The organism is Micromonospora sp. NPDC048986, from assembly GCF_040649335.1.
Taxonomy (GTDB): domain Bacteria; phylum Actinomycetota; class Actinomycetes; order Mycobacteriales; family Micromonosporaceae; genus Micromonospora; species Micromonospora alfalfae.
Genome location: NZ_JBEZFJ010000020.1, coordinates 103,816 through 113,230 on the forward strand (window position 1 = coordinate 103,816; position 9,415 = coordinate 113,230).

Here is a 9,415-nt window from a genome sequence, read left to right on the forward strand (position 1 = left end):
TGCCGAGGGCGACGGGTGGCGGGGTGTCCGGCAGGGTGTCAGCTACCCGACTCCGGGTGGCGCACGACGTAGCCCCGTCCGACAACTACCCAACCGTTGCCTTCAGGCGTGCTCTCAAGCTCCAGGTCCCCACCTTCGGTGAGTCGTGCCTGCGGGCGTAGAACCTGGATCTCGGCGAAGTTATCGCCGGACCATGTGACCGCAGTTGCTCGCCGGGGGCCGAACCGGCGGTTCAGGGTCGCGCGACTCTCGCCCGTCTCATCGCACAGCACCTCATCTGGCACACCAAGCACTCGCGCGCGCAGCATCCCCGCCCACTTTGCGGCTTCGGCCTGCCGGTGCTTGCGGGCGAGGCGTGTGGCGTCGGCGAGCGCCTTGCGTTGCTCGTCGTCGTCGGGGGTCCAGGCTGTGCGAATCACGCCGGGCACGTTATCACCTCTGTCTCATCCGATACGCAATACTGTCTCACTTGACACATCGCATGGCCGCCTATACTGTCTCACTAGACACAGTTTTGAGCAACCTGAGGGAGTCGACATGCCGGCCACCGCGACCCCGAACCTGGTGATCGGAACTCACCGCGAGACCAACGACCGTTACACCGGAGTCCTGCGAGTCGGGCGCCGCATCGTTGCCGAGTGCGGACACATCCACACCAACCGCGACAACACCTACCCCACGAGCGGCCTGTCCGCTCGTGACTGCATGAAGGACATCGTGGCTGCCGCGAAGCGTCCGGCTTTGGCGGTCGAGCGGGCCACCAAGATTCGAAACGGCTGGATGAACCCCGGGCCGTGGGAAACAACCGCCGCCATTGTGGAACAACTGAAGGTTCGGTGTGCCGCCAACGCTGTGGCCTACGAAACGCTGGTGGCTGAGGTTCGCGAGATGCTGGCCCAGTTCCCCGCCGAGCCGCCCCGCAAGCTCACTGCGCCCGAGCCGGTCGAACAGGAGATCGGCGAGATGCCGGACTGGATGCTCTGATGAACCGCAGCATCGAGCGCCAGGACGCTTCAGGCCACATGCCCCCTCGGCGTGTTCCTGCGCGGTGAACATCGCTGCGTGGACCGGTGACCTTGCCGCTGAGGTGCGTGCCCGGATGCGCGAGGACGGCTGGTCGTGCACTGAACCAGGTGGCATCGACCGGTGCCCCGACTGCCGAAAGACAGGGGAGGTTGAACGATGACCGAAGACGACGAAAAGCACGCCGCTCGGGTGCTAGCCAACTACGGCCCAGCGACCGCCGCCCGTCTCGCCGAGATGTACAAGGCAATCGACGGGCAGGACGGTTGGATCCGCAACGCCTACTCCGGTTACGCCCTCCACGCGATCCGCATACACGGCGACCTGACCAGCATCGTGGTCGGTGATGAGACCGGTTGGCGGTGGCAGGTGTGGCGGACCAACAAGGGGCCGCTGCGTCCGTTTGAGGAGCCTCCGGCACCGTCCGCTGCGGAGGCTGTACGCCTGGCCAACGAGTTCATGACCGGTATCCGCCGGTGATTACAGACCCGGCGTCAACAGGCACCTTCCCGAAGTATCTGCGCCACCTGGTCGATTTCTGCTGCGACGCGAACGGTCTCGGCTGCGGCCATCACATCGATGCCCACGGGTACGGCACTCATTGCTCCGTGCCTAGGTGCCCCTGTGCCGTGTGGCGTGACCACACCTCTTGCTGCCACCGGCGCGACGACGCTCACGGAGAAGCTGAGGTCGAGTACCTGACGCGCGAGATTGAGCGTCTTCAGGCGGCGCAGTGCGGCAAGACGACCGCGCTCCCCCAACCCACCGAACCGAAGGAGTAGCCCATGAGCGAAGACCCCGCCCAGCAGTATCGGCCGGTCAAGAACACTGAAGGTGTCTGCACCGTCTGCGATGAGGCGCACCCTCTCACCAATCGGCACAGCCAACCGGCCGTCACAAACCGGCACGGGGTGACCCACAAGCGGTTCCTGCTGCGGGTCCACGGCCCCCGGAACAACCGGTGCCCGGGTAGCCACACCGAGCCGAAGCCGTGGCTCGAAGCGTCCGGCCTGCCGGCCTGGGACGCGATGACCGACCTCGACCGGGGCGCTGCCCTCATGCACGTCCACAAGCGGCGCCGGGAGGGCGCCTCGTACGCCCGCGAGCACTATCCGGTGCGCTATTCCGACCACCCGCTGCTGATCATCTTGGTCGCCGAGGACATTCGTACGGCCTGCCGGCACGCCGCGATTGTGGCCGGCAACGTGGCCGACGGCCTCACCGACGACGAGTACGGCCGTCTGTACGACCTGGCCCTCGACTACAAGCCCGGCAAGCCGATCTCGAAGGAGTCCTGATGCCCGTCGTCATCACCGGTGCCAGCGACGACCTGATCGAGGTCGACGGTGACATCAGCGCGGAGTTCACCTACAAGGACGAGGACCAGGGTGACCTGCTCGCGTTTTCCGACGGCACCCTGATCCGAATCACGTTCATCCACGGCATCTGGCGCATCACCCCGGCAGCCAAGGGCTCCGGCAACCTGACCATCGAGCTGCAAAACGAGGACGAGGACACCGACACCGCAACCCTGGACGGCGACGTCCGCTGGGTTGTCCACGGTCAGAGTTACGCCAAGTCGCAGGCGTGATCGACGTGTGGCACTCAACTCACAGCAGGAAGGCAACTCCGGAACAGCAGGCCGCCATCGACGCCTACCCGTACCGGTTCCGGGTGACGTACTCCTACACGGCCAACAGTGGCAGCGGGAGGGCGGACGTTCAGATCGGCTCGGAGAACCCGTCACCGGCGCTCGATGACTCCAACCTTGCGCAGAAGATCCACGTCATGACTGCGTCCGCTATGCGGGAGATCGTTCCGAACTTCGACCCGCGTTCACTGACCATCGAAATCATGAGCATCGAACCAACCCCCTGATCGGCGTACCGCTGTGCCGAACCTTGCTTTCCCGGCACAGCGGTAGCTACTCAGACCACCGGCTAGCCCTCTTTGGAGACGAAGTATGCCGACCTACACCGTCATCTCCCAGGTAGACCACTACCCGACCGGTACCACCATCTCCCCCATCGCCGTCATCCGAGGCAAGACAAACGCCTACGGCCACAGCCTTCACGTGGCGACCATCGACGCAGCCAACCCGGACACGGCCATGACCACAGCCACCAGCCAGTCATACACGGCCCAGCCCGATTCGGACTGGGACAACATCTGCTCGAATCAGTGGACGGCGATCGGTGTCGCCGACAACGGCGTGTGCCCGAGTTGGTCGGTCCGTGCTGTTGTTCCCGGCGCGCACAAGGTAGAAGGCCGGTTCGAGTCGATGCTGTCCCACCGCTGGGTCGTCGACGTTGACGATCCGACGGTACGCACCGTCAACGAGGCCACCAAGTACGCGTACCGGCAGACCGCCGACCTGTACAACGACGCGTGGTACTGATGGGCGCCCTCACGTTCGACCCGAACCCAACCCTGCTGTTCCGCGCCGACCTGTCCGACTTGGCCGAGCAGTACGGCCGGTACGCCCGCAGCCTCGACAAGTCGCTGCCTGGTTGGCACACGGGGGACCTGCACCGGCTGGCTCCGGCGCTTCGTCGTGAGGCGTTGATGCGGCGGTCGGCGAAGGTTCGCCGCGAGTTGCCGCCGGAGCCGATGGGGTGTCGGTGGTGCGGCGAGTCGAGACGCGGCCACGGCCAGTCGTACGTAGCGGGTCGCGGGTACCACGGGTACACCGAACCGACACGGGCACAGGTCAACGCCCGGTTGCGGGTCAAGCTCGCCGCCAACCGCAAACCCACCCCCACCACCAAGGAGGCGTGATGCCTGACGGCTTCTGGCTCGGCTTCGCCAGCGGCGCCCTGCTCGCCCCGGCCGCGCTTGCCGTGAAGTCGGTGTGGCGTAGGTACGGGTGGCGGATCCGCTGGTCCGGCCGGATCATCCCGCCACCAACGGTCGGCCGCTGGCAGGTGTGGGCTGTGTCCGCGTACCACGGTGTACCTGACCGGATGGTGGGCCGGTACCGGCTGCGGTGGTCGGCCCGGATCGTGGCGTGGGGGCAGACCCGTCAAACACCCCGGACCACATACCAGCAGTTCGACGTGCGCCGCGCCGCCGCTGTTGCTTCCACCGCGAAGGAGATTGCTGATGCCTGATGGTTTCTGGCTTGGAGTTGCCGCCGTTCCGGCCGCGATCGGCGCCCTGGTCATCGTGGGTGGGCTGATCTGGTTGGTGGTCATCATGGTGCCGGAGGGCATCTGGTGGACGGTCAAGCGCCTGCCGCTCGGTGACGACTGGTCGCGCGAACTGGCGGCGGCCCTGATCGGCTCGGCTCGCCGCGCCTACACCCTCCGCATCCCGTTCGGGGTGCGCCTGACCCTGACCCTCGGCGAGTCCGGCGAGGGCAAGGACCAGGTACTCCGCCAACTGCACCTCGGCCGTAAGGCCGCATCTCGATCGGTCGAGGAAGCGTGATGGGTGCCTTCCGAAGCCACTTCTTCCGGGGTTGGATTCCGGTTAACCGGATCGGTGTCCTCGCGAACCTGTACGGCGGTGCAGGCAAGTTCTGCACCCTGGTAGCCGGCCGCCGGTGGTCGATCCTGCTGGTCCGTCGTGACCGGTCGATGCCGGCAGTACCAGTCGGTGAGCGGCCAACGCTGCATGAAGCGATCAGCGAGGTCGACGACCGCCACAGAACACCAGCCACAACCAAGGAGGCGCAATGCCCATCCGCCGATATCTAGCCCGATATGCACCCGGTGGGTCCGTGCCCCCAGACGCCAACCTGGACCACGACCCAGTCCGGGAGAACGCCGACCCGAACGGCAACCGCGCCCAGCGACGTAAGGCCAAGAAACTACGACTCGATCCAACACTCACATCTAGCGAGGAGACCTCATGACCGACACCAAGACCGCAACGCCCACCGACGTCGGCCTGCGGGACCTGATCGCAGCCAAGTTTGCCGAGTTCATGCACGAGGAAGGGGCTGCTCACCGGTCCATTGACTTCGCCGACGACCTCCTGAGTGCTCTCGCCCCCATGCCGGCAGCAGGTGAGCACCTGCGTGGCCCGTGGCGGGCTATCGTCGCCGACGACCACGGCTTCATCCTTGACAGCCTCGATGACCTCAACGGTGATGACGAGGTGAAGATTTCGATCCGGCGCGGTTCCGCGCTGCCCACCGCCGGTGACGACTCGGACGACGACGATGAACGGCTGCCCGGCTCCTGCTCTTCAGGTGACCTCATCGAGCTGTGGGACCACCTCTACGTGGAGGACGGCGACCCGTCCACGGACGCCCCGGCCCGGTGGGTGCAGGCGCAGGCCATGGCCGACGGGCTCAACGCCGCCGGCAACCGGCTGCCCGAGCCAACCGGTTTCATCTGGACGGTAACCCCGTGACCGGCGACGACATGTTCCGCCGGTTGGAAGCGGCCGAGCGGGTGTGTGCTCTCCTCGGCATCAGCGTCTCCCGCTCCGACACTGACCGGGACAAGGCGGTGACGCAGGCGTGGATGGACTGGCACCGCGACTACGGGCACCTGACCCAGGACCCGACCGACGCAGAGGTTGTGGCGTTGGCGTCCCGCCGTGACATCACCCGCAATATGACCCTGCTCCGGCTGGACCAGGACGGCGGCGCCGGATTCCACCCCAAGTCGGGAGACGTCGATGACTGATACCGACGTGATGGTGACGGAACAGGTTAAATGCGACCGCGAGGCCGGCGCCGACCTGTTCGCTCTGGTCCGCCGCTCGACCGCCTGGCTCGACGACACCAACGGCCGCGACGAAGCCGAGGTCCGCCTCCGGATCCTGAAGGTAATGGAGGAAGCCGGCGAGGTCGCCCAGGCTGTCATCGGCGCGGCCGGGCAGAACCCCCGCAAGGGGCAGACCCACACCGTGGACGACGTGGCCTGCGAACTGGTCGACGTTGCGGTCACTGCACTGGTGGCCCTGCACTCGTTCCGGTACGTGGACGTGGCGGCGGCAGTCGGCGCCACGGTGGAGCGGGTCGGGCGTCGCCTCGATGAGCTGGGCGTGGCCCCGTGACCGACCGCCGAGTTCGTCGGATCCTGCTCGGCGCGTACATCGCCATCGGGTACGCCCTGTTCGTTGGCCTGTGGTGGTGGCGCCCACCGACCGGGTGTCCGGTGACCCGGATGCTGGCGTTCGAGCGGTGCCCGGACGGGCGACTCGTGAGCTTTCTGTACGGAGCGGCGGCGATGGGTGGGGCGGCTCTGATCGTCATCGGCGCCCACTCAGTTCGTCGCTGGTTCGCTGGCCGGTCGGTCCGGAATGTGTGACACCGCCGCTCTCGACGGGGCGTGCTTCTCCGTCTACCTCCACGGCGACGACCGGTGGTTGACCCGCCAGATGACCACCGAGGAGCGGGAGGCGTTCGCTGACGCCTGCGACCGGCACCGGTTGACGTGGCCGGCGGACGACCAGGGTGTCCCGTTCGACCGGTGGTGGCGGGACACCGAAACTGTCGGTGGCACCGGTTAGCCTGTAGCTGCGCTCGGCCGCTTGACGGTCGGCGTCCAAACGTAAGCGGCCCGCCCCCACCGAATTGGGGCGGGCCGCTTCTTTACCTGATCCTGCCCGGTTGCGCCACGTATGGCCATATGGCCTCAGGTGCCTCACCTTCCGTAGTGCCCTACCGTCCGACACGTGATCTATCCCCGGCAGCCCGAGATCGGCCATCGCGTGTTGGCTGACCTGCTCCGAGGCAAGATCCTAAATGGAGATTTGGCACCCGGTGAACCCTTCCCGAGCGACCGCCAACTTCAAGGCGAGTACTCCCTCGGCCGCGACACCGTCCGAGATGCGGTCGCGATCCTGCGAGCAGAGGGCCTGATCGTCGTACGCAGAGGCAAGACTTCGACCGTGCGTCGGATATTTGACAAGCAGCCCATCGACCTCACCGACGTGGCGTCGATCGAATCAAGGATGCCCACCCCGGACGAGCGCGACGACCAGTACATCGATGAGGGTGTGCCCGTGTTCGTGGTCCGGCGTACCGGGAAGCCGGAGCCGGAACTGTTCGCCGCTGACCGGTGGTACATCGGGCCATCAGTGGCTAACGACTGATCCTTTTCGGGGTTACGGGCCATGAAAGTCTTTCACGACCAGCGCTAATGGCCACATGTGGAAGTTGCAACCGGACGGCGGTCCGGCAGGGTGGGCTACTTACTCCAGACCAGGCCGGCTACGGAGGGCACATCCCATGGCTACTCAGACGATCCGCAACCCTGCCGCGACCAAGGCCACAACCAGCACGGTTAGGTCGACCTCAGAACAACCGTTCGGACAGGTGCGCATCTCCCCTGTCCGGTAGGTGCCCCCGCCAACAAGCCAAGATCGGTGACCGGGGCGGCGATAGGCCGGAACGTTACCGGCGCGTCACTCTCGTCAACACGAAATAGTCTTGCAACTTGCATCACAGGTCACGCCTCATGGGGGAGGAACAGTGGCATCAGCGACCGCACGCACAGCACGACACACGCTCCTGCTCCTCGGCGCCACCGCAGCGGCCTACGCCGCCCTGAGCCTCGCCACCGACACCGCAGCACACGCCGACGAACAGCCGACCACTGTGGTCGGCACCGTACTTGGCGACGTGATGGGAACAGTCGACGCGATCCTGCCGGTCGAGCTGCCTCAGCCTGCAACACCGGCCGAGCAGCCCAACCCGGCTCCACCGGTGACACCCGAACCGTTGCAGCCAATCCTCAACACCGTTGACGCCGTTCTGGATCCGCCCGTGACCGCCGTCGAAACCATCGTCGGGGACGTGGTCGACGCGGTCACCCCTGTGCTGCCGCCGCTACCCGAGGTGCCGCAGCTACCGGAGGTCCCGACGGCACCGCCCACAGCCCCCCGGTCGCCCGACACCCCGAGCACCGAAACGGGCACGGACGACCCGGGAACAACACCGGCAACGGGTGACCCGGTAACGGCACCGACCCAAGCCCCGGCATCAACTCCCGCCACGGGCCCGGTCGTTGAGCCGACCATTGGGGTACCGATGCTGCCCGCCGGCACCACATCGGCCACAGAACCTGGGTCGGATCTTCCAGACCTCCGGGCCTCGCATCGCCCCTCACCGTGCGACCAGCGGACGGCCGCGACCACCGTCGCACCCGCGCCCCGACTGGCCCCGCAAACACCAGCGGCGATGACCCCACGGCACCACCACAGGCCGACACCAACTCCGGTTGGACCCGACACCTGGCACACCCAAGGCGGCACCACTGTAGGCGGATCAACCGCCAGTAACATCAATATCGACGTCGACACCCTCACCGGCGCCTGGTGGCTCACGTACTGGCCATCGTGGCTACCGGGGTGCGGTGATAGCCAACCGCTCACCAGGGCACCTGGCCCCGCCGCACCGCCTGGGTGACCTGTCGCGCCCCCGGCAACCCGCCCCACCACCGGGGCCCGGGTTGCACCGCCGCACCGCCACCACCCGGCGACTGTGGCGGGGAGGTCGACGCCCCTTCCCCGGCTCGCTCCTCCGATGTCCCCCTCCCTTAGTGAGATCGGAGCTAACAGCACCATGGCAGCGTACGGATTCACCGACCGACCCAACCTCATCAACGACAGCGAAGACAGCGGCGCATGGGCGCTGAACCAAGAACGGACCGAGATTGCCGAGTTGCTGAAGGACCGGCACGCTGCTCGGGGTCCAGGGCGCGCGTTCGACATCGTTCTTGGCTTCATCGGCCTGGTCACCACTGGGTGGATGGTCTTCGCGTACTCCCATTCCGACTCGACGGCGGCTCCGGTGTACCGAAATTTGGTGCTGGTCGGCGCCATCTTCTGCGCTGTTGGTGTCGCCGTGCGGATCAACGAGTGCAACAGCAACCGGCGGGCGGCAGGGGCTGACCGGATCGAGGCGTACAGGCACCGTCGGCTGCTTGAGACCATCCGAGGCGCAGATGTGGCCGGCACTAGCCCGGAGCGGCAACGTGACTGGACCGAGTTCGCCGAGCTATTCGAGCGACGCGCCAAGGTGGTCCCGATCGATCGACTCTCCTCGCCTCGGAGTGGGAACGGCGGCGCTTAGGTTCGGCTCCCGTCGACCGGCAACGATCTGCACGGATGCTGGGTCAAACCCTGGCCCACGTCGGGTGGGGAGAATGATCACCCGCACCCGTAGCGCCTGCATGATCGCCCGCTGCTGTTGAACGGTGTACCCCATCCACCGTTCCCGGGCCTTGCTGCCGACGGAGGAAAGGACCAGTTCCAGGTGAGGAGTTTGACGCTGTGCTTTTGCCCGAGCCTCAAGGTCCAGGACAGCGGGTCGGAGCTTCCCGGTGATGCGGCGGAGTTGTTCGCGGCTGATCACCCCGTCCGCGAAGTCATCCGCAGCGGCGTCCATCTTTGCCCGTAACGCACCGGCTTGTTTTAGTAGGTCGGCCTGCTC

At 66.4% G+C, this 9,415-nt stretch carries 18 protein-coding genes; 17 read left to right on the forward strand and 1 reads right to left on the reverse strand.

Translation table 11 applies throughout. The features are described 5' to 3' along the window. Window positions 1–38 precede the first annotated feature (38 nt). Window positions 39–419: a hypothetical protein gene (locus AB0B94_RS31210; protein ID WP_357288847.1), complete on the reverse strand. Its 381-nt coding sequence runs from the start codon at window positions 417–419 to the stop codon at window positions 39–41. A gap of 118 nt (window positions 420–537) precedes the next feature. Between AB0B94_RS31210 and AB0B94_RS31215 the strand changes: the two genes are divergently transcribed. The 17 genes from AB0B94_RS31215 to AB0B94_RS31295 all read left to right on the forward strand — a co-directional run bounded on the left by AB0B94_RS31215 (window position 538) and on the right by AB0B94_RS31295 (window position 9,055). After that, on the forward strand, window positions 538–984 hold the full coding sequence (locus AB0B94_RS31215; protein WP_357288850.1) for a hypothetical protein: 447 nt from the start codon (window positions 538–540) through the stop codon (window positions 982–984). A 198-nt stretch (window positions 985–1,182) separates the two neighbouring features. After that, window positions 1,183–1,503, forward strand: a complete 321-nt coding sequence (locus AB0B94_RS31220; protein ID WP_357288853.1) for a hypothetical protein — start codon at window positions 1,183–1,185, stop codon at window positions 1,501–1,503. A 305-nt stretch (window positions 1,504–1,808) separates the two neighbouring features. Further along, complete coding sequence (locus tag AB0B94_RS31225) at window positions 1,809–2,321, forward strand: hypothetical protein (RefSeq protein ID WP_357288856.1); 513 nt, start codon at window positions 1,809–1,811, stop codon at window positions 2,319–2,321. Next, the gene (locus AB0B94_RS31230) at window positions 2,321–2,614 is read left to right on the forward strand and encodes a hypothetical protein (protein WP_357288859.1); all 294 of its coding nucleotides are present in this window, start codon (window positions 2,321–2,323) and stop codon (window positions 2,612–2,614) included. The genes AB0B94_RS31225 and AB0B94_RS31230 overlap by 1 nt, the downstream gene beginning before the upstream one ends. Beyond that, window positions 2,611–2,901: a hypothetical protein gene (locus AB0B94_RS31235; protein ID WP_357288863.1), complete on the forward strand. Its 291-nt coding sequence runs from the start codon at window positions 2,611–2,613 to the stop codon at window positions 2,899–2,901. The genes AB0B94_RS31230 and AB0B94_RS31235 overlap by 4 nt, the downstream gene beginning before the upstream one ends. 85 nt (window positions 2,902–2,986) lie before the next feature. Further along, complete coding sequence (locus AB0B94_RS31240; RefSeq protein WP_357288866.1) at window positions 2,987–3,421, forward strand: hypothetical protein; 435 nt, start codon at window positions 2,987–2,989, stop codon at window positions 3,419–3,421. Further along, on the forward strand, window positions 3,421–3,801 hold the full coding sequence (locus AB0B94_RS31245; protein WP_357288869.1) for a hypothetical protein: 381 nt from the start codon (window positions 3,421–3,423) through the stop codon (window positions 3,799–3,801). The genes AB0B94_RS31240 and AB0B94_RS31245 overlap by 1 nt, the downstream gene beginning before the upstream one ends. Beyond that, the gene (locus AB0B94_RS31250) at window positions 3,801–4,133 is read left to right on the forward strand and encodes a hypothetical protein (protein WP_357288873.1); all 333 of its coding nucleotides are present in this window, start codon (window positions 3,801–3,803) and stop codon (window positions 4,131–4,133) included. The genes AB0B94_RS31245 and AB0B94_RS31250 overlap by 1 nt, the downstream gene beginning before the upstream one ends. Beyond that, a complete protein-coding gene (locus tag AB0B94_RS31255) occupies window positions 4,126–4,452 on the forward strand; it encodes a hypothetical protein (RefSeq protein ID WP_357288876.1) in 327 nt (108 codons plus the stop codon). Before AB0B94_RS31250 ends, AB0B94_RS31255 begins: the two co-directional genes overlap by 8 nt. Next, window positions 4,452–4,721, forward strand: a complete 270-nt coding sequence (locus AB0B94_RS31260; protein ID WP_357288879.1) for a hypothetical protein — start codon at window positions 4,452–4,454, stop codon at window positions 4,719–4,721. Before AB0B94_RS31255 ends, AB0B94_RS31260 begins: the two co-directional genes overlap by 1 nt. Before the next feature lie 154 nt (window positions 4,722–4,875). Next, window positions 4,876–5,382 carry a hypothetical protein gene (locus AB0B94_RS31265; protein ID WP_357288882.1) on the forward strand — a complete coding sequence of 169 codons (507 nt, stop codon included), beginning with the start codon at window positions 4,876–4,878 and terminating at the stop codon, window positions 5,380–5,382. Then, window positions 5,379–5,660 (forward strand): hypothetical protein, encoded by a 282-nt coding sequence (locus AB0B94_RS31270; protein ID WP_357288886.1) that lies wholly within the window; start codon window positions 5,379–5,381, stop codon window positions 5,658–5,660. Before AB0B94_RS31265 ends, AB0B94_RS31270 begins: the two co-directional genes overlap by 4 nt. After that, window positions 5,653–6,033 (forward strand): MazG-like family protein, encoded by a 381-nt coding sequence (locus AB0B94_RS31275; RefSeq protein WP_357288889.1) that lies wholly within the window; start codon window positions 5,653–5,655, stop codon window positions 6,031–6,033. Before AB0B94_RS31270 ends, AB0B94_RS31275 begins: the two co-directional genes overlap by 8 nt. Further along, the gene (locus tag AB0B94_RS31280; protein WP_357288892.1) at window positions 6,030–6,287 is read left to right on the forward strand and encodes a hypothetical protein; all 258 of its coding nucleotides are present in this window, start codon (window positions 6,030–6,032) and stop codon (window positions 6,285–6,287) included. The genes AB0B94_RS31275 and AB0B94_RS31280 overlap by 4 nt, the downstream gene beginning before the upstream one ends. Then, a complete protein-coding gene (locus AB0B94_RS31285) occupies window positions 6,280–6,489 on the forward strand; it encodes a hypothetical protein (protein WP_357288895.1) in 210 nt (69 codons plus the stop codon). The genes AB0B94_RS31280 and AB0B94_RS31285 overlap by 8 nt, the downstream gene beginning before the upstream one ends. A 165-nt stretch (window positions 6,490–6,654) precedes the next feature. Further along, window positions 6,655–7,074 carry a winged helix-turn-helix domain-containing protein gene (locus AB0B94_RS31290; protein WP_357288899.1) on the forward strand — a complete coding sequence of 140 codons (420 nt, stop codon included), beginning with the start codon at window positions 6,655–6,657 and terminating at the stop codon, window positions 7,072–7,074. 1,432 nt (window positions 7,075–8,506) lie between these two features. Then, window positions 8,507–9,055 carry a hypothetical protein gene (locus AB0B94_RS31295; RefSeq protein ID WP_357288902.1) on the forward strand — a complete coding sequence of 183 codons (549 nt, stop codon included), beginning with the start codon at window positions 8,507–8,509 and terminating at the stop codon, window positions 9,053–9,055. The last annotated feature ends 360 nt before the right edge of the window (window positions 9,056–9,415 follow it).

Excerpts from the sequence above, each read along its gene's own strand:
- AB0B94_RS31215 (WP_357288850.1), top strand. The coding sequence starts at position 538 with ATGCCGGCCACCGCGACCCCGAACCTGGTGATCGGAACTCACCGCGAG.
- AB0B94_RS31220 (WP_357288853.1), top strand. The coding sequence starts at position 1,183 with ATGACCGAAGACGACGAAAAGCACGCCGCTCGGGTGCTAGCCAACTAC.
- AB0B94_RS31225 (WP_357288856.1), top strand. The coding sequence starts at position 1,809 with ATGAGCGAAGACCCCGCCCAGCAGTATCGGCCGGTCAAGAACACTGAA.
- AB0B94_RS31230 (WP_357288859.1), top strand. The coding sequence starts at position 2,321 with ATGCCCGTCGTCATCACCGGTGCCAGCGACGACCTGATCGAGGTCGAC.
- AB0B94_RS31240 (WP_357288866.1), top strand. The coding sequence starts at position 2,987 with ATGCCGACCTACACCGTCATCTCCCAGGTAGACCACTACCCGACCGGT.
- AB0B94_RS31245 (WP_357288869.1), top strand. The coding sequence starts at position 3,421 with ATGGGCGCCCTCACGTTCGACCCGAACCCAACCCTGCTGTTCCGCGCC.
- AB0B94_RS31250 (WP_357288873.1), top strand. The coding sequence starts at position 3,801 with ATGCCTGACGGCTTCTGGCTCGGCTTCGCCAGCGGCGCCCTGCTCGCC.
- AB0B94_RS31255 (WP_357288876.1), top strand. The coding sequence starts at position 4,126 with ATGCCTGATGGTTTCTGGCTTGGAGTTGCCGCCGTTCCGGCCGCGATC.
- AB0B94_RS31260 (WP_357288879.1), top strand. The coding sequence starts at position 4,452 with ATGGGTGCCTTCCGAAGCCACTTCTTCCGGGGTTGGATTCCGGTTAAC.
- AB0B94_RS31265 (WP_357288882.1), top strand. The coding sequence starts at position 4,876 with ATGACCGACACCAAGACCGCAACGCCCACCGACGTCGGCCTGCGGGAC.
- AB0B94_RS31275 (WP_357288889.1), top strand. The coding sequence starts at position 5,653 with ATGACTGATACCGACGTGATGGTGACGGAACAGGTTAAATGCGACCGC.
- AB0B94_RS31285 (WP_357288895.1), top strand. The coding sequence starts at position 6,280 with ATGTGTGACACCGCCGCTCTCGACGGGGCGTGCTTCTCCGTCTACCTC.
- AB0B94_RS31295 (WP_357288902.1), top strand. The coding sequence starts at position 8,507 with ATGTCCCCCTCCCTTAGTGAGATCGGAGCTAACAGCACCATGGCAGCG.